Source organism: Bacillus sp. KICET-3, assembly GCF_033261025.1.
Lineage (GTDB): Bacteria > Bacillota > Bacilli > Bacillales > Bacillaceae > Bacillus > Bacillus sonorensis.
The window spans coordinates 4,186,230-4,204,933 of the sequence record NZ_CP137345.1; the positions used below are offsets into that span (position 1 = coordinate 4,186,230).

18 protein-coding genes are annotated in these 18,704 nt (G+C 45.8%); 4 read left to right on the forward strand and 14 right to left on the reverse strand.

The features are described from left to right. Positions 1-49: 49 nt before the first annotated feature. The gene (locus R5H20_RS21405) at positions 50-1,039 is read left to right on the forward strand and encodes a LacI family DNA-binding transcriptional regulator (RefSeq protein ID WP_006639427.1); all 990 of its coding nucleotides are present in this window, start codon (positions 50-52) and stop codon (positions 1,037-1,039) included. Between the two features lie 142 nt (positions 1,040-1,181). Here the strand turns inward: R5H20_RS21405 and prmC are convergent, their stop codons facing one another. Together prmC and prfA are read right to left on the reverse strand one after the other, a co-directional pair. Then, positions 1,182-2,048: a peptide chain release factor N(5)-glutamine methyltransferase gene (gene prmC, locus R5H20_RS21410; protein ID WP_006639428.1), complete on the reverse strand. Its 867-nt coding sequence runs from the start codon at positions 2,046-2,048 to the stop codon at positions 1,182-1,184. Positions 2,049-2,050: 2 nt separating this feature from the next. Beyond that, positions 2,051-3,121 (reverse strand): peptide chain release factor 1, encoded by a 1,071-nt coding sequence (gene prfA, locus R5H20_RS21415; protein WP_006639429.1) that lies wholly within the window; start codon positions 3,119-3,121, stop codon positions 2,051-2,053. Between the two features lie 134 nt (positions 3,122-3,255). Between prfA and R5H20_RS21420 the strand changes: the two genes are divergently transcribed. Together R5H20_RS21420 and racA are read left to right on the forward strand one after the other, a co-directional pair. Then, complete coding sequence (locus R5H20_RS21420) at positions 3,256-3,639, forward strand: SMU1112c/YaeR family gloxylase I-like metalloprotein (RefSeq protein WP_006639430.1); 384 nt, start codon at positions 3,256-3,258, stop codon at positions 3,637-3,639. 141 nt (positions 3,640-3,780) lie between these two features. Further along, complete coding sequence (gene racA, locus R5H20_RS21425; protein ID WP_006639431.1) at positions 3,781-4,332, forward strand: chromosome-anchoring protein RacA; 552 nt, start codon at positions 3,781-3,783, stop codon at positions 4,330-4,332. Between the two features lie 48 nt (positions 4,333-4,380). Here racA and R5H20_RS21430 read toward each other — a convergent pair whose 3' ends face one another. From R5H20_RS21430 to R5H20_RS21475, 10 genes are all read right to left on the reverse strand, one after another. Next, a complete protein-coding gene (locus R5H20_RS21430; RefSeq protein ID WP_006639432.1) occupies positions 4,381-5,340 on the reverse strand; it encodes an AEC family transporter in 960 nt (319 codons plus the stop codon). A gap of 215 nt (positions 5,341-5,555) precedes the next feature. Beyond that, complete coding sequence (malS, locus tag R5H20_RS21435; protein WP_006639433.1) at positions 5,556-7,259, reverse strand: oxaloacetate-decarboxylating malate dehydrogenase; 1,704 nt, start codon at positions 7,257-7,259, stop codon at positions 5,556-5,558. A 355-nt stretch (positions 7,260-7,614) separates the two neighbouring features. After that, positions 7,615-8,199, reverse strand: coding sequence for a thymidine kinase (locus tag R5H20_RS21440; protein WP_006639434.1), 585 nt, complete (start codon positions 8,197-8,199; stop codon positions 7,615-7,617). An 81-nt stretch (positions 8,200-8,280) separates the two neighbouring features. Continuing rightward, the gene (gene rpmE / locus R5H20_RS21445) at positions 8,281-8,481 is read right to left on the reverse strand and encodes a 50S ribosomal protein L31 (RefSeq protein ID WP_006639435.1); all 201 of its coding nucleotides are present in this window, start codon (positions 8,479-8,481) and stop codon (positions 8,281-8,283) included. A 125-nt stretch (positions 8,482-8,606) separates the two neighbouring features. Next, complete coding sequence (gene rho / locus R5H20_RS21450; RefSeq protein WP_006639436.1) at positions 8,607-9,890, reverse strand: transcription termination factor Rho; 1,284 nt, start codon at positions 9,888-9,890, stop codon at positions 8,607-8,609. A 491-nt stretch (positions 9,891-10,381) separates the two neighbouring features. Further along, positions 10,382-11,347, reverse strand: coding sequence for a class II fructose-bisphosphatase (glpX, locus tag R5H20_RS21455; RefSeq protein ID WP_006639437.1), 966 nt, complete (start codon positions 11,345-11,347; stop codon positions 10,382-10,384). 67 nt (positions 11,348-11,414) lie between these two features. Continuing rightward, positions 11,415-12,704 carry a UDP-N-acetylglucosamine 1-carboxyvinyltransferase gene (locus tag R5H20_RS21460; protein WP_006639438.1) on the reverse strand — a complete coding sequence of 430 codons (1,290 nt, stop codon included), beginning with the start codon at positions 12,702-12,704 and terminating at the stop codon, positions 11,415-11,417. Positions 12,705-12,963: 259 nt separating this feature from the next. Next, on the reverse strand, positions 12,964-13,599 hold the full coding sequence (gene fsa, locus R5H20_RS21465) for a fructose-6-phosphate aldolase (RefSeq protein ID WP_006639439.1): 636 nt from the start codon (positions 13,597-13,599) through the stop codon (positions 12,964-12,966). Positions 13,600-13,801: 202 nt separating this feature from the next. Next, positions 13,802-14,659 carry a class II fructose-bisphosphate aldolase gene (locus R5H20_RS21470; protein WP_006639440.1) on the reverse strand — a complete coding sequence of 286 codons (858 nt, stop codon included), beginning with the start codon at positions 14,657-14,659 and terminating at the stop codon, positions 13,802-13,804. 205 nt (positions 14,660-14,864) lie between these two features. Further along, positions 14,865-15,239, reverse strand: a complete 375-nt coding sequence (locus R5H20_RS21475) for a response regulator (RefSeq protein WP_006639441.1) — start codon at positions 15,237-15,239, stop codon at positions 14,865-14,867. A gap of 177 nt (positions 15,240-15,416) precedes the next feature. Between R5H20_RS21475 and R5H20_RS21480 the strand changes: the two genes are divergently transcribed. Further along, positions 15,417-15,947, forward strand: coding sequence for a DUF2529 domain-containing protein (locus tag R5H20_RS21480; protein WP_006639442.1), 531 nt, complete (start codon positions 15,417-15,419; stop codon positions 15,945-15,947). Between the two features lie 160 nt (positions 15,948-16,107). Here R5H20_RS21480 and R5H20_RS21485 read toward each other — a convergent pair whose 3' ends face one another. Then, positions 16,108-17,715 carry a CTP synthase gene (locus tag R5H20_RS21485; RefSeq protein WP_006639443.1) on the reverse strand — a complete coding sequence of 536 codons (1,608 nt, stop codon included), beginning with the start codon at positions 17,713-17,715 and terminating at the stop codon, positions 16,108-16,110. A 260-nt stretch (positions 17,716-17,975) separates the two neighbouring features. Next, a complete protein-coding gene (rpoE, locus tag R5H20_RS21490; protein WP_006639444.1) occupies positions 17,976-18,491 on the reverse strand; it encodes a DNA-directed RNA polymerase subunit delta in 516 nt (171 codons plus the stop codon). Between the last annotated feature and the right edge of the window lie 213 nt (positions 18,492-18,704).

An 18,704-nucleotide genomic window follows, 5' to 3' on the forward strand; every position in this document is an offset into this window, starting at 1 on the left:
AATGATGGAATCGATACCATAACAACTCTTTTTTTCAGGAAGTGACTTTATGCCTACGATTGACGAAATTGCAAAATTAAGTAATGTGTCAAAAACAACTGTTTCAAGAGTACTGAACGATCATCCCTATGTATCTGAAGAAAAAAGGAAGCGGGTTTTGGAAGTCATCGAAAAATTGGACTACATCCCGAACACGTCTGCACGAAAGCTCAGATCCAACAAAACGATGTTTCTCGCGGTGTCTGTCCCTCACGCGGATCACCCATTCTTCGCGCAGCTCATGAAGCATATGTCCGCTGAAGCGCTGAAACACCAATACAAAGTCATTGTGTTTCAGACGTTTTATCAAAAGCAGAATGAACTGAAAGTGCTGGAGCTCCTCAAGAGGAAAGAAGTCGACGGCGTCATGTTATGCAGCCTTGAAAATGAATGGGAAAACATTAAAAAATACCTCAAATACGGTCCCGTGGTCTTGGCGAATGAATTCCACGCCGAAGCGGACGTGCCGGTGATTTGCTATGACGAATTCGAAGCCGGCTATAAAGGAACGGAGCTTTTTATTCAAAAAGGGCATCATTTAATGGCCTTTTGCTGTGATACGATACACAGCAAGGCCCAGATTATGAGAAAAGAAGGGTTTATGAAAGCATTGTCTGATGCAGGTTTACATTTCCAGGAGAAGTGGATGTTCAGCCACGCATTTACCATTCATGACGGCTTCCGCATTATGGACCAGATCCACAGCATGTCCGAAAAGCCGACCGCCATTTTTACGGGAAACGACCAAGTGGCCGCAGGAATTATTAAAAGGGCCCGATATTATCAATATGAAGTGCCAGAGCAGCTTGCAGTGCTTGGATATGACAATCAATCGATCTGTGAGGTGACCGATCCGGAAATCACGACAATCGATATACCTGTTGAAGAGCTGGCTCAAAAAGCCGTATGTGCAATGGTAAACCTTCTGAATGGGAAAAGCGGCTTACAGAGGGATGTCGCCACACTGTCCCCTACATTAAAAATAAGACAATCTGTTTAGGCTATATATTAATCTTGAACTATTTTTTATTTTATTCAGATAAAAATTTTGTAAAAAAATAGTAAAACAAGCCGCCTGAACGGTCAAGGCCGGGTTTCCTATTTTCAAACAAAAAAGACCGCCGGGAATTCCGGCGGTTTTTTTAACTATGTTGTTCAATTACCGCGCAGACGATGCGGTCTTTTCCATTAAGATCCTTCTTTACCCGCACATCCGCATCAGGAAAAAACCGGTGAAACATGTCTTTGACGGCATTCCCCTGAGTCCAGCCGATTTCAAACACCACCAGTGCCTGATCTGAGATGACAAAAGGAATTTCTTTCATGAAACGCTTATAAAACTGCAATCCGTCAGCACCGTCCGTCAAAGCCCCGGCGGGTTCATGAAGGCGGACGACATCTGACAGCGTCTTCATGTCTTCCTCAGATATATAAGGCGGATTCGAAACAATGACATCAGCTTTCTTCTGTTGCGTGATAAGCGGCTCAAGCAAATCGCCGCCGATGAAATCCACTTTCGCTCCAAGCCGGTCAGCATTGTGTCTTGCCGTCCTTAAAGCTTGTTCCGAAATATCCGTCGCTGTGACGGCAAAACGCGGGCTCTCAAGCGCAAGGGTCACCGCAATCGCCCCGCTCCCTGTACCGACATCGACGGCTTTCAGACGATCCGTTCCGGGAAAAACCCTTTCCGCTTCGGAAAGGACCGCTTCAACGACTTCCTCTGTTTCAGGACGCGGAATCAGAACGTGTTCATTTACCGAAAATTCCCGTCCGTAAAAGAACTCTTTTCCGGTGATATGTTGAACAGGCACTCCTTGATGATGAAGCTCGACAGATTTTTTGAACCCCAAAAAATCAGACTCTGATATGACATCATGGAAGCTTGCCAACAATTTGCTGCGGTCGATGTTCAGCTGATCTGTCAACAAAATTTCCGCGGCATTTCGGTCTCTTCCCGCTTCCGTCAAATAAGAAGAAGCCCACCTGAGGGCTTCGAAAATTGTTTTCATGTTTAGCTCTCCGCCTGCTGAAGCTTGCTTGCCTGATCCTCTACAATCAGGGCGTCAATCACTTCATCAAGCTTGCCTTCAAGAATTTGGTCGAGCTTTTGGATCGTAAGGCCGATCCTGTGGTCTGTGACGCGGTTTTGCGGAAAGTTATACGTACGGATGCGCTCTGAACGGTCTCCCGTACCGACTGCCGATTTCCGGTTCTGATCATATTCGGCCTGGGCTTCCTGCTGAAACTTGTCATATATCCGCGCGCGCAAAACCTTCATCGCTTTTTCCTTGTTTTTAATCTGCGATTTCTCGTCCTGGCACGAAACGACAACACCCGTCGGCAAGTGTGTGAGGCGGACGGCGGACATCGTCGTGTTTACGCTTTGTCCTCCCGGGCCGCTTGAGGCGAAGGTATCGACGCGAATATCTTTCTCGTGGATTTCAACTTCGACTTCCTCCGCTTCCGGCAGACAGGCAACCGTTGCCGTTGACGTATGGATGCGGCCTCCTGATTCTGTTTCAGGTACACGCTGCACCCGGTGAGCGCCGTTCTCGTATTTCAGTCTTGAGTATGCTCCGTTACCATTGATCATAAAGATAATCTCTTTATAGCCGCCTGTTCCGGTCGTATTGGCTTCCATGACTTCGGTTTTCCAGCCTTGCAGCTCAGCATAACGGGTGTACATCCGGTAAAGGTTTCCGGCAAATAATGCCGCTTCCTCACCGCCGGCCGCACCGCGGATTTCCATGATGACGTTTTTGTCATCGTTCGGGTCTTTCGGAATAAGCAAGACCTTCAGCTGGTCTGTCAAAGTTTCGATTTCTTCCTGAAGCTCTGAGATCTCCTCTTTTACCATATCGCGCATTTCCGGATCAAGCTTTTCCTCAAGCATCGCTTTCGCATCATTCAGCTGTTCTGATGCGCTGCGATAACGTCTATATACCTCAACTGTTTCCTGCAGATCGGATTGCTCTTTTGAATATTCTCTAAGCTTCTTCGGATCGTTTACGACCTCCGGATCGCTTAACAGTTCATTTAATTTTTCATAACGATCTTCTATCGATTTTAAACGGTCTAACACGCTCTTCACCTCTGTTTGCTGTGCGTAACATTCTAATTATAGTATAGGGACTCTTCCCAGTCAAAACAACCTGGCAAAAGATAGGCTCCTCCCCCTCCGCTTTGTTATACTTTAAGAAAAAAGGAGCTTATCACATGCTGAAATCGATACACCATACCGCCATCATATGCTCGGATTATGAAACTTCCAAAGCATTTTATGTCGACAAGCTTGGCCTTGAGATCATCGCTGAGACCTATAGAGAAGACCGGGATTCGTACAAACTCGATCTCGCGTTGAACGGCCGGTATATCATTGAACTGTTCTCATTTCCAAACCCGCCCGAACGTGTAACACGCCCTGAAGCAGCCGGGCTCCGCCATTTGGCTTTTGCAGTGGACGATCTTGACCAAACCGTCAGCGAGCTGGGCCAAAAAGGCATTTCGGCTGAACCGATCCGCACAGATCCCGGTACCGGAAAACGGTTCACGTTTTTCTCCGATCCCGACGGCCTGCCTCTGGAATTGTATGAAGCCTAGCACATTCCGCGGCAATCCTTGAGAAAAACCGATTTCTTTGCCGAATCCCTTCTTCTTTTGTCTAACGGGAAGGAAGCTTCCCATTCAGGTCGAATACCCCTGTTAGATGAAAAAGCCACAGGTTAAAAAGGAGGAATGACCATGAATACTACGGATGCGGCAAATAAACTCGGTGTTTCAACAAAAACGATTCAGCGCTGGGTCAAACAGCTGAATTTGCCAGCCTCACGGAATGAGCTTGGCCATTATTTCTTTTCGAATGATGATATTGCCGTTTTAGAGGATGTAAAAGAACAGCTGAAAAACGGAACGCCGATGCAGGATGTCATCGTCAAGCGGCCAACAACATCCTTCTTGATCAACAAGAATGACAGCGTTCAGCCGAAAGAGCCTGAACACCTCAGCGACATCTTTGAAGAAAAGCTGCAGCGCTTTTTGCAGCATGAACAGTTTGAACGGGAATTGCTTCAGAAAAAAATCGCAGAACTGGAAAGGAAGCTTGAGCAAAAAGCGGATGATGTCGTCTCTTATCAGCTTCTTCAGCAACGACGCGAACTCGAAGAAGAGAGGCAGCAAATCAAAACACTCGAACAAAAAATTCGCGAATTGGAAAGCAGCAGCATCGAAAAAGAACTGCCTCCCCGAAGAGAAGAAAAACCGAAAAGAAGATTCAAATCGATCTTTTCCTTTTAAGCGCAAAAAAAGCTTGCAAGTCCCAAACCAGACTTGCAAGCTTTTTTCTTATGCGGTAATTGCGATTAAGATCGGCAGCGAAATAATGGACAGCACCGCACTGATCACAAATGCAGACGCTGTTTCAGCTTCCTGGCTTTCAAAGTTTGTAGCGATCATCGCAGCCACGGCAGAACCAGGGAATGCGACAAGAAGCACTGCTTTTGTCATGTCGGCAGAAGATAAGCCGAAAATCATGGCGATCACAAACATTAACGCAGGCTGTGCAGCAACCTTTAACAAGGCGATGCTCAACGCAGGCACACTGAATTTGATATTGCGGATACCGACTGTTACACCGACTGCGAACAGAGCGATACCAGATGTTGTGTCTCCGAGCATATCGAGCATTTTCTGCGGCAATTCAGGAATTTGCAGACCTAATAGCACAAGAATGATACTTGCGAGCGGTGCAAAAGCCAACGGCTCAGACAAACCGTGCAAAATGGATTTTCCTGTCACTTTCCAAATGCTCTCATTGTTGTTTTCATCTTGTTTTTTAGATGAACGTCCTACAGTACCTACAATAATTGCCAAAGGATCGAGCATCGCATTGACGACGATTCCTGTAATCGCGATCGGAATCGCGACTTCCTGCATCCCGAACAAGCTTCCCAAAACCGGAATTCCCATAAAAGCAAATGTCGGCTGGGCAGAGTTTAACGAAAACATTGACGCATCCGTTAAATCGTATTTAAATAAAAATCTCAAAATAAGTAATATAATGACGTAAAAACCGACGATTCCGACAATCAGTGAAATCATCAACGGAATTTGGCTATAAAATTTATCTTTCGGCGTAGACAAGATGCTTGAAACAAAGTGAGCGGGAAGCGCATATTTCGTAACGAGCGTACTTACCCCTTTTGCTGATTTCGCATCATAACTTCCAAAATGACCGGCAAACCATCCCAGCGCAATAACAAAAAATATTGGCGCAAGGAGGATTAAAATATTTAAAAAGCTCAAAGCTGTTTCCTCCTCTATGTTGTCCCATTGGATCAGGACTTGGTAATTAACGGCGGCCGGACAGCATTCGGACCGCCGATCCCTCTTTTACAGGATATCGTGACAGCAGAATATCCGCCGATCCTGAAGTTACAGATCTTGATCGCGGCGCTTGGACAGGACGTCCAAGCTTTCAGCCGCGAAACATATTTTTATCCTTTCCTTAGCGGAAAATATTAGTCACGTTTTGCGACAATCGTTTTATACTCAGGACGCCACATTGCATCGCGCACTGCTTGTTCAATATCGTCCGGCTGAACCCGGGCCACTCCGTCTTTCATAGCTGCTTTTACCACATCTATTGCAACTTGAATGGACACATCTTGAAGATCATCAATTTTCGGAAGCAGTCCCGCACCAGGTTTCTCATTATCAACCATTTTTGCAACTGCATTTGCGGATGCCGCAAACATTCCATTGGTGATCACTTTCGCTTTTGCAACGATCGTTCCAAGCCCCAGTCCAGGGAAAACAAAAGCATTGTTTGATTGTCCAATTTCATGCGACACACCGTTGTAAGTGACTGGTTCAAACGGGCTGCCTGTTGCGATCAATGCTTTTCCGTCAGTCCATTTGAACAGATCTTCCGGAACAGCTTCAGCAAGCGGTGTAGGGTTTGACATCGGCAAAATAACCGGACGCTCTGTGTGTGCCGCCATTTCTTTTACAATTTCCTCTGTGAAGGCTCCCGCCACACCAGATGTACCAATTAAAATGGTTGGCTTCACTTGGCGAACAACTTCTTCGAACGAAATTTCGCCTTTATCATTGCGTTTCCAATCTTTCACTTCGTCTGTCGTGCGCAAGTACGGCTCTTGGAAGTCGCGGATATCATCCATACCCTCGATTAACAGTCCTCTGTAATCGACTGTCCAGAACGCCTGATTGGCTTCTTCGGCAGACAGTCCTTCAAGAACCATCGTGTCACGGATTTGATCAGCAATTCCGATGCCGGCAGATCCCGGTCCGAAGATGACAACGCGGTGCTCTTTTAATGATGTTCCAGTTCTTTTAACAGCCGCTAAAATGGCCGCCAGCGTAATCGCTCCTGTTCCTTGGATATCATCATTAAATGTCGCAATTTTATCATTATATTTACCCATAATATTGCGGGCGTTTTTATTTCCGAAATCCTCCCAGTGCAGAAGCGCATTAGGGAAATATTTCAATGCTGTATTCACATAAGCGTCGATGAATTCATCATAACGTTCGCCTTGTACACGTGGATGACGGTTTCCGATGTACAATGGATCGTTGAGAAGCTTTTCATTATTCGTTCCGACATCAAGCACAACCGGAATCACGCGGTTCGGATCAATTCCCGCCGCGGCCGTGTAAACAGCAAGCTTACCAATCGCAATATTGATGCCTCCGACACCCCAGTCGCCGATTCCGAGAATGCTTTCAGAGTCAGTGGCAACGATTAAATCAATGTCATCAGCTGAAGCTTTAAGATTTTTAAACGCTGTGTCAATTCCGGCAATATCATCGATAGATAAGTAGACGCCATGCGGTCTGCGATATTCATGGCTGTATTCCTGAATCGCTTCCCCGACAGTCGGTGTATAAACAACCGGCAGCATTTCACGAAGGTGATTTTGTAATAATTTATAAAAAAGCACTTCATTCCGGTTTTGAAGATCGTTTAAGTATACGTTTTGGCGAAGGCGGTCAGGCTGTGCTGAAAACTGTTCATATGCACGTTCTGCCTGTTGATCAAGACTAAGTACTGTTGGCGGCAGCAGACCTTCAAGACCGAGATCTCTTCTCTCTTCAAGAGTAAAGGCCACCCCTTTATTTAACGCAGGAATCGATAATACGTCTTTTCCTCTTAAAGAAGTCTCTAAATATCCTTCCTTCGTTTTTTTCATGTTATTCACACTAATTACCTTCTTTCTTAAAATGTTAATAAGGTGAAATAATTACAATGAGCTAGTGAGGCATTTGTCACACATTTGGATTTGTCAATTTTGAACGCGCGTTTTTGACAATAATCTGAACAATACCTAAAACCTATTTACATTTTTTCTGACTACAGTAAGTCATTTTATGCCTGCTTTTGTCATAATTCAAGCGATGAAAATTAGATAATTTTTTCGTATCCTTAAATAAGTTTTTTAATTACAATTATTCACACAAAAAGAATTCAATAAAAAAAACACTTGTTATTACCAAGTGTTTTTCCACGATATTTTTTTATCAAACATATGACGGACAATCAATGTTCCTTTACCTTTATTCCGGCTTTCCCGGCACTTCATGGTGGTGGCGGCAGCGCGGTTCGTACGCTTCAGATGCGCCCACCAAAATGACCGGATCATGGTATGAGGCCGGTTTTCCATTGATCAGCCGCTGGGTCCTGCTTGCGGGGGAACCGCAGACAGAACATACCGCTTGCAGTTTGGTCACCGTTTCCGCCAATGCCATCAAATCCGGTACTACACCGAAGGGCTCTCCGCGAAAGTCTTGATCAAGTCCGGCGGCAATGACGCGGTAACCTTGATCTGCCAGAGCGGTTAAAGTATCGATAATCGTTTCATCAAAAAATTGCACTTCATCAACGCCGATCACATCCGTTTTTTCACTGATGTGTTCAAATATTTCTTTTGGAGACGTAATCGAGTGGCATACAATGGCTGTCCCATTATGAGACACAATGGAATCGTCGCTGTAGCGATTATCGATCGCAGGCTTAAACACTTTCACTTCCTGCTTTGCAAATGTCGCTCTTTTGACCCGGCGGATCAGCTCTTCCGATTTACCTGAAAACATGCTTCCGCATATGAGTTCAAGCCAGCCGCTTTGCTTCATGATGTACATTGTCTTTAACCCCTCTCCAGCGATTTATGGCACGTAAAAAACAGGCAAGAAAACATTCCTGCCTGTTGATAATATCTATTATTACTTAAGACCGTATTTTTTGTTAAAGCGATCAACACGACCATCGGCAGAAGCGAATTTCTGACGGCCAGTGTAGAACGGATGGCATTCAGAACAAATCTCAACGCGTACCTCTTCTTTTACTGAACCTGTTTCAAATTCGTTTCCACAAGCGCATTTCACAGTTGCTCTTTTGAAATTAGGATGAATTCCTGCTTTCATTTCTGTCATCTCCTTCCGCCCTGAATCCCATTCGGAAACAGAGTTATTATTCCGGACAAAATCTCCGGAACGCACATGATAGAATTATAACAGCGATCTGGACGTTTTGCAAACTAAAGTTTCTACTAGCGTCTGGCCGCCGACATATTAGATTGCTTCCATTCCTGAATCAGCATATCGAAGAATTCCTGGTTTGTTTTGGTCTTTTTCATTTTTCTCATGAATTTCTCTACAAAGTCCGGTGTGTCGGACATTGTTTTGCGAATGGACCACAGGCGGTCAAGGTGTTCTTTCGGAACAAGAAGCTCTTCTTTACGCGTACCCGAACGGCGGATATCAATGGCAGGGAAAATTCTTCTTTCCGCAAGAGAACGGTCAAGGTGGAGCTCCATGTTTCCGGTTCCTTTAAACTCTTCATAAATGACATCATCCATGCGCGATCCTGTGTCCACAAGCGCAGTCGCCAATATTGTCAGGCTTCCGCCCTCTTCAATGTTCCGCGCCGCTCCAAAGAACCGCTTCGGACGGTGGAACGCTCCAGGGTCTATCCCCCCTGACAAAGTTCTGCCGCTTGGCGGAATGACTAAGTTGTAGGCCCGGGCCAGCCTTGTGATGCTGTCCATTAGAATGATGACGTCTTTTTTATGCTCGACGAGCCTCATGGCACGCTCCAACACAAGCTCGGCCACCTTAATATGGTTTTCAGGCACTTCATCAAAAGTCGAGCTGACGACATCTCCGGCCACTGAACGTTCGATATCTGTGACTTCCTCAGGCCGTTCATCAATCAGCAGGACGATCAGCTCTGCCTCAGGATGATTCGTCGTGATGCTGTTCGCAATTTCCTTCAAGAGAATGGTTTTACCCGCTTTAGGCGGCGCCACAATCAATCCGCGCTGTCCAAAGCCGACCGGCGCCATCATGTCCATGATTCTCGTCGACAGATGATTAGGCTTCGTTTCCAGCACCATCTGGCGATCAGGATAAAGAGGCGTTAGAGCCGGGAAATGCACGCGTTCTTTGGCTGATTCGGGATCATCCCCATTGACAGCTTCAACATGGAGAAGACCGTAGTACCGCTCGTTTTCTTTTGGAGGCCGGACCTTTCCCGACACTTTGTCGCCGTTTCTCAAATCAAAGCGGCGGATTTGAGAAGCGGAAATATAGATATCTTCTGAGCTTGGCGAATAATTAATCGGCCTCAGAAAACCAAAACCTTCCGATTGGATTATCTCCAGAACGCCTTCCATAAACAAAAGATCTTCCTGTTCGGCATTGGCTTTCAAAATGGCGAAAATCAGTTCCTTTTTTGTCAGTTTGCTGTAATACGAGATTTTGTAATGTCTCGCCAGCTCATACAGCTCTTTTAATTTCATATTTTCTAAAGATGAAATGGATACATCTTTCACTAAGAACACCACGCTTTTCTAATCATATAAATTTGCTTTTTGTCCCATAACATTTAACAGAGACGCTTTTATTGATACAGCCGATGTCAGCTTCTATCGGCAACGCTTCCACCCATATATATCGACGAATTGAAAAGGATTATAAGTATGAGTCGAGAAAGAAGCGAGGACTTAACAAGAGAAGATTATCGCATATCATGTTGATGCGGCAGGAATTTCGGCTCTCCCTTCCAGAACAGGGAGGCCCGGAAAAAATTTCGCAGCACTCTTTATTTTTACCTTATTTGACGATCATATTCAACTTCATTTGTGTTTTGACATAAAATTGATAGAGATGACTCTGTTTTGAAAACGAAGCATGCCCGCTCATGAGGCACGGTAAGAAGCATCAAGCCGCCTGCAATTGTACCAGAATGCTTTCATCCGTTCAATTCATACGGCGAATACAGGGGAAAAGCGGGTCGTCAATGATTCCCCGCTTTTTCTTTCCTTTAAGGCCGAATGACCAGGTTAGGCTTTTTCTTGAGGCTGTGTCTGCCGTCGACAAACCGGACAGTTCCGGATTTGGCTCTCATGACGACGCTGTGCGTTGTTCCAACAGATCCTTTAAATTGGACGCCTTTCAGCAGCTCTCCGTCTGTCACGCCTGTCGCAGCAAAAATCGCGTCGTCGCCTTTGACGAGATCCTCCATGCGCAGCACTTTAGACGTATCAAGGCCCATTTTTTCACATCGTTTCAGCTCTTCTTCATTTTGCGGAAGCAGCTTGCCGTGGATTTCTCCTCCAAGGGCTTTCAGGGCCACTGCAGATAAAACGCCTTCCGGGGCTCCTCCCGAACCGAATAAAATGTCAACACCCGTATGATCAAAAGCGGTGTTGATCGCGCCGGCTACATCACCGTCGTTGATCAGCTTAATTCTCGCGCCGGCTTCCCGGAGTTCGTGAATGATCTTTTCGTGGCGCGGACGGTTCAAAATGGTTGCCACGACATCTTCAACATCTTTATTTTTGGCTTTTGCCACGGCCTTCAAGTTATCAATAACCGGCGCCTCAATATCGATGCAGCCGACTGCTTCAGGGCCAACAGCGATTTTATCCATGTACATGTCGGGCGCGTTCAAAAGGTTTCCGTGATCCGCAACTGCGATAACGGCTAGGGCATTCCAGCCGCCGCTCGCTACGATGTTCGTTCCTTCAAGCGGATCGACCGCCACGTCTACACGGGGACCGTAGCCGTTCCCAAGCTTTTCTCCAATATAAAGCATAGGGGCCTCATCCATTTCGCCTTCACCGATAACGACTGTCCCCTTCATCGGAATGGTGTCAAACACATCCCTCATGGCACTTGTCGCCGCGTCATCGGCTTCGTCTTTTTTTCCCCTTCCCATCCAGCGCGCCGACTTAAGCGCAGCCGCTTCTGTTACACGTACAAGTTCCATTGATAAGCTTCTTTCCATTCCTATCTGATCTCCTCTCACCAATCTAGAATCGGTTTTTGTATGTCATGTAACTGCCTTCCATCCGTCAGGAATTCTGGAGCTGCTCGATTTCTTGATCCGTCAATTTTTCGCGCCAGACAGTCGCTCCAAGGTTTGTCAGCTTTTCCTCAAGCTTGCTGTATCCCCTGTCAAGGTGTTCAAGACCGGTAATCTCGGTGATTCCGTCCGCCATCAGACCGGCGACGACGAGACAGGCTCCGGCTCTAAGATCGCTCGCTTTCACCTTTGCGCCTTGAAGGGAAACTGGGCCGGTAATGATCGCCGACCTTCCTTCAACCTTCATTGACGCACCCATCCGCCTGAGCTCGTCAATATGTTTAAAGCGCGCGGAGTAAATGGTGTCAGTCACGACGCTCGTCCCGTTCGCCTTTGTCAGCAGCGATGTCATCGGCTGCTGCAGATCGGTCGGAAACCCCGGATATACAAGCGTTTTAAGGTCGACCGGTTTCAGCTCCTTCTGTCCGCCGATCATTAAAATTTGTTCGCTGCTTTCTTCGATGTGAACCCCCATCTCGCGCAGCTTGGCTATTAATGATTCCAAATGTGGCGGTATCACGTTATCGATCAGCACTTCTTTCCCCATGGAAGCAGCCGCAATCATAAATGTTCCGGCTTCAATCCGGTCCGGGATAATCGAGTGTCTGCAGCCGTGAAGGGATTCAACCCCTTCGATGCGGATCACATCTGTTCCGGCTCCTTTGATTTTTGCCCCCATGCTCGTTAAAAGGGTGGCGACATCGATAATTTCCGGTTCTTTCGCAGCATTTTCAATCACGGTTCTGCCTTTGGCGAGCACAGCGGCCAGCATGATGTTGATCGTTGCTCCAACACTGACGACATCAAGATAAATTCTTGCGCCCTTTAATTCTTCCGCACGCAAATAAATCGCACCTTGTTCATTCGTCACTTCGGCTCCCAGCGCCTCAAAACCTTTGATATGCTGGTCAATCGGCCTTGGACCGAGGTGGCAGCCGCCCGGCAGCCCAATGACCGCTTTTTTAAAACGGCCGAGCATCGCTCCCATTAAATAATAAGAAGCCCGAAGCTGTTTCACTTTTCCATTCGGCAAAGGCATGCTGATCATCGGCGCAGGATCAACGACCATTTCCCCCTTTTCAAAATGAACATGCCCGCCGATTTCCCTCAGCAGATCGCGAAGCGTCAGGATATCTGATATATCAGGAAGGCCTTCAAGGGTAACCGTCGAATCAGCCAAAATCGTCGCAGGTATGAGGGCGACAGCACTGTTTTTGGCTCCGCTTATATGTACTGTTCCATTCAGAGGATCGCCGCCGGCTATATTTAACTTTTCCATGATCGTCTCCTTCCTTAAAGAAGATAGCTAATGGAGCATGTAGTGAGATTTTATCCAGACCCAAAATAAATGGTTCTTTTCAAAATCTATCCAATTAAAAGAGAAAGAATACAACACATTTAAAAATTTATTAGGAAGAAATAGCGAGGCTGGATGCGGCAAGGTTGTCTTCTGCAAAACGTGATTTTCTCTTTGCAAGACAAAATGGTGACAAACGGAGGGATTCCTCCACTTGCCACTCACTCTGAAGCCTCAGGCTTTATTTATTCCAGTCAGCTAAAAACTGTTCGATTCCTTTATCAGTCAGCGGGTGTTTTGTCAGCTGGTAAATGACTTTCAGCGGCATTGTGCCGATATGTGCGCCTCGTAGTGCAGCTTCAGTCACGTGCTGCGGATGACGGATCGATGCGGCAATAATCTGCGTATCCAAACCGTGCACATCAAAGATTTGTTTGACTTCGCTGATCAGATCGAGGCCGTTATGCCCGATGTCATCCAGCCGTCCCAAGAATGGAGAGACATAAGTAGCGCCCGCCCTGGCCGCCAAAAGCGCCTGGTTTGCGCTGAAAATCAGCGTTACGTTTGTTTTGATGCCCAGATCGGTCAGCGCTTTAACAGCTTTTAGGCCATCCGGTGTCATCGGAATTTTGACCGTGATGTTCGGTGCTATTTTCGCAAGCTCTTTTCCTTCTTCAATCATCTCTTCCGCCTTCAGGGAAATAACCTCGGCGCTGACAGACCCTGATACCACTTCGGTAATTTCACGCAGACGGTCATGGAACGAAATGTTTTCTTTTGCTACCAGGCTGGGATTTGTCGTAACTCCCGCAAGCACGCCGAGAGAATGAGCCTCTTTAATTTCGTCTAAATTTGCAGTATCAATAAAAAACAGCATATTGATAAAACCTCCTGTCATGAAAATGTCTGAACTGTGGAACATGTTTGCGCTTTCCGGATGATAAGGATAAAACCGCCTGTCGCTATCAGGCGGCTTTTGACTGAATGGGAAAGAACGGCCTCATGTGAAACAGCGCTCCCCCAAAAACATCCCGCTCCCCGCGGAAATTGCAGGGAAACAGGCGTTTTTTAAGATGTCATTATGCTTTGTTTGAAGAACCAAATTCACGCATTTTGCCAATAACCGTTTCTTTAATAGCTTCACGTGCTGGTCCGAGATATTTACGCGGATCGTATTCTTCCGGTTTTGCAGCAAGCGTTTCGCGAACAGCTTTCGCAGAAGCGATTTGGTTTTCTGTGTTTACGTTGATTTTTGCCGTACCTAAAGAAATAGCTTTCTTAATGTCGGCAGTCGGAATTCCTGTTCCGCCGTGAAGTACGAGCGGAAGACCAGTTGTATTTCCGATTTCTTCCATTTCTTTGAATCCAAGGTTTGGCTCGCCTTTGTAAGGGCCGTGAACAGAACCCAATGCAGGTGCAAGGCAGTCGATGCCTGTGCGCTCCACAAGCTCTTTACATTCTTTTGGATCTGCATAGATGACGCCGTCTGCTACAACATCGTCTTCCTGTCCGCCGACAGTTCCGAGCTCAGCTTCAACTGAAACGCCGTGGAAATGAGCAAGCTCAACCACTTTTGAAGTTGTCGCAACGTTCTCTTCGAAAGGATGGTGGGAAGCATCGATCATAACTGAAGTGAATCCCGCATGGATCGCTTTGGCGCAAGACTCGAAGCTTGAACCGTGGTCTAAATGGATCGCAACAGGAACAGTGATCTTATATTCCTCCATCAGCGCTTTAACCATTGCAACGACGGTTTTGAAACCGCCCATGTAGCGTCCCGCACCTTCTGATACACCAAGGATGACAGGAGATTTTTCTTCTTCAGCAGCTTGTAAAATCGCCTGAGTGAACTCAAGGTTATTTAAGTTAAATTGTCCGACAGCATATCCGTTTTCTTTTGCTTTATTCAACATTTCCGTCATTGATACTAAAGGCATGTCGAAAGTCCTCCTTATGTAGCCTGATTTGCTTTTTGCGAAAAAAGCCTCCACACCTACCTAGCATGACCAGAAAAACCTGCCATATGTAAAATGTTTTGTTCATTAAACGTTAGATAGCTTTTCTCTACTTATATAGAATAACAATTAATCGACAAATCGGCAACATCATCGCTTGTGACAACATCAAAAACTTTTTGTTCCGTCAGCCGTTTGATTTAATGGGGAGGTATGTTTTGACCGCTTCGCGAATTTCATCGATGTCAAACGGCTTGGCAAAGTGGGTCAGGGCGCCCAGCTCCTTTGATTCCTGTATCATGTCGAGCTCTCCGTAAGCCGTCATGATAATGACGCGGATGTCCGCATCTATGACTTTCATTCTTTTTAAAATTTCAATTCCATCCATACCAGGTATTTTCATGTCAAGCAAAACAAGGTCGGGCCGTTCTTTTTTGACAATGTCGAGCGCCTGAATTCCGTTTGCCGCCTGGAACGTTTGATACCCCTCTTTATTGAAAACTTCGTTCAGCAAAACCCGAATCCCGTACTGGTCATCTACAATTAAAATTTTCTCATTCATTTTTTACACCTCTATAATTATAATTTTCGCCAAAATTAAGCAGTAGTTTATCTATTCTGTTTTGATTTTCCCTTTTCCTTTAATTAAAATATTTAAGTTTGCGACATATTTAGAGGATTTTTCCCATTATTCTCTTTTGTTATATAATGAACAGACAGTAAAAAAGGAGGAGTCAGCTTGCTTAAAATTTTCACCACTCAATTGTCGGGAATCTTCAACCGGATTCAGGAAGGGGAAGCCTCATCGATCGAAGACGGCGCCCGGTTATTGGCACAGGCGGTCATCAGTGACCATTCGGTTTATGTATATGGAAAAAATGAATTGGAGGGCATTTTAAAAGAAGCGCTTTACAGTTCTGAGCCGTTTCCTTCTGTCAAACCGCTGCCTCAAGACGAAGAAAGCTGGCCGGCTTTTCAAGCGGCTGACAAAGTGCTCATGTTCTGCGCTGATTCCGCAGATGAAAAAGAGCTGAAAATGGCGGAAAAGCTGAATGAAAAAGGCATCGGACTGGTTGTCGCATCCCCTTCAGGCAAAGAAGGCGCGCCAATCGCATCATTTGCGGACGTTCATATTGATTCAAAGCTGAAAATGCCGCTTCTTCCGGATGAAGACGGAACAAGATTCGGGTTTCCGTCCCTGATGGTCGGCCTTTATATTTATCATGCCCTTTCCTTTACATTAAAGGAAATTCTTCAGGAATACCAATAAAACAGGCCGTTCCGTGGAAATAAGTTTTTTTGCCCAAGGGTAAGGCCGGCCTTATGAATATAGTATCAGTTCAGCCTGTCCTTATCAGCAGAAAGAACCGGGGATTTTAAATAAGTTGAAAAAGCCTGTCAGCTCGTTGCTGACAGGCTTTTTTACTGTTTTACAGCTTCTCGGAAGCTTTTAATGAAGCGTGCACAAAGTCTCTGAACAGCGCCTGCGGCCTTGTCGGTCTTGAAGTAAACTCAGGGTGGAACTGAGACGCGACAAACCACGGATGGTCTTTAAGCTCGATAATTTCTACGAGGCGGCCGTCAGGGCTTGTCCCTGAGAAGACAAAACCGGCTTCTTCCATCTGCTGTCTGAATTCATTGTTGAATTCGTAGCGGTGGCGGTGGCGTTCGTAGACCACTTCATTCTGGTAAGCCTCATAAGCTTTTGATCCTTCTTGAAGCTTGCATGGATATAATCCGAGGCGAAGCGTGCCCCCGAGATCTTCAATATCCTTTTGTTCAGGAAGAAGGTCAATGATCGGATATGGCGTTGAAGGATCAATTTCAGCCGAATGCGCGCCTTCAAGCCCGAGAACGTTTCTCGCATACTCGATGGATGCCACTTGCATGCCAAGGCAGATGCCGAAGAACGGAATTTTTTGTTCGCGCGCATATTTGACGGCTGCAATTTTCCCCTCAACTCCGCGGTCCCCGAATCCGCCCGGAACGAGAATGCCGTCTACATCCCGCACCAATTCGGCGATGTTTTCGTCAGTTACTTCTTCAGCGTTGATCCATTTGATCTGAATGTCGGAATCAAACGCGTATCCCGCATGGCGAAGGGATTCGACCACTGAAATGTAAGCATCGGGAAGTTCGACGTATTTACCGACCAAAGCAATGGTTGCTGTTTTGGAAAGATTTTTCACCTTATTGACGAGCACTTTCCACTCTTCCATGTCGGCATCCTTGCATTCGAGCTTCAAATGGCTGCAGACCAGATCATCAAGTCCTTGTTTTTGAAGGTCTAAAGGAATGGAGTATAGCGTTTCTGCATCTCCGGCTTCAATGACGGCTTTAGGATCGATATCGCAGAACAGCGCAATTTTGTCCTTCATATCTTGGGAAATCGGCATTTCCGTTCTGACGACGATCACGTTTGGCTGAATGCCAAGGCTGCGCAGTTCTTTTACACTGTGCTGCGTCGGCTTTGTTTTCATTTCACCGGCCGCTTTCAGATACGGAACAAGTGTACAATGGATGTACATCACGTTGTCGCGCCCGATGTCGCTCTTGATTTGTCTGATCGCTTCAAGGAACGGCAATGACTCGATATCGCCGACGGTTCCGCCGATTTCCGTGATGACAACATCGGCGTTTGACTCTTTTCCGGCACGGAACACGCGGTCTTTAATTTCATTCGTGATGTGCGGAATCACCTGGACGGTGCCTCCCAGGTAATCGCCTCTGCGTTCTTTTTTCAGCACTGTAGAATAAATTTTTCCGGTTGTGACGTTGCTGTATTTATTCAAATTAATGTCGATAAAGCGTTCATAATGGCCCAAATCCAGATCGGTTTCCGCACCGTCGTCAGTCACGAATACTTCACCATGCTGATAAGGACTCATCGTACCCGGATCTACGTTGATATATGGATCAAACTTTTGAATCGTTACATTCAGACCTCTGTTTTTCAGCAGACGGCCCAATGAAGATGCCGTAATTCCTTTTCCAAGCGAGGACACGACTCCTCCAGTTACAAAAATGTATTTTGTCATAGCTTCTTTACCCCTCTCTTCAATCTAACGCTTATTCCTTAAAATGCTCTGTTTATGAAAAATCATTTAGAAAAGCTCTAAATGATTCAAATATAGTAGGAGGCGGAAAAACAAGAAAGCTCCCTTTCAATTTCTTGAAAGGGAGCTGATAGTCCGTATCACTTGAATCTCTTCTTTTTGAAGAGCCCAAAATACATACTACATAGTTCGTCTGTGAAAGTCAAGATGGATTTAAAAATGAATCTCCGCCCGGACAAATATTAATCTTCGTCTTCCTCATCTTCAAAATCCTCGTCATCATCGTCAAGGATTTCGTCTTCAAGATCGTCCAGCTCCTCATCGTCCGCTTCGTCGAGATCCTCGTATTCATCGTCAAGATCGAGATCCTCTTCTACGTCATCAAGAAGAATATCGTCTTCATCAACCTCTTCAAATTCATCGAGATCAAGATCGTCTTCAACGGCTTTTTTCGCTTTTTTCTTTTTGGCCTTTACGGTCGGCTGTGTTTCTTCATCAAGCTGATCATACGGGTACCAGCTGCGGAGCCCCCATGTTTGATCAGACAGCGCCAAAAAGCGGCCGTCGATATTTAAATCGGTGTAGAACTGGACAATGCGGTCTTCCATCTCTTCTTTCCTTACTCCAAGTAAAGAAGAAATTTTATCTGTAAGCTCCTGGAATGTAATCGATTTTTTTTGGTCTGAGAAAATTTCGTATGCGATTTCAACTAAAGCCATTTCCTTTAGCTGCTCCTCTGAGTATTGTTTCAAACTCATCGCCAGACACTCCCTTTCTATCTTCATGTATGTATCTACTATCTTTGTATAGAAAATAAGCATGTGTTTCCTGTCTTTACGACAAACCATACCTCTCATTATAAACAAAAGAAAACAGTTTATGCTACCTTTATTGCCGTTAATTCAATAATTTTTACCACGCAATAAAGGAAGTGGTGCAGGTATAAGGCTGGAGGCTAAAAAAGACTTAAG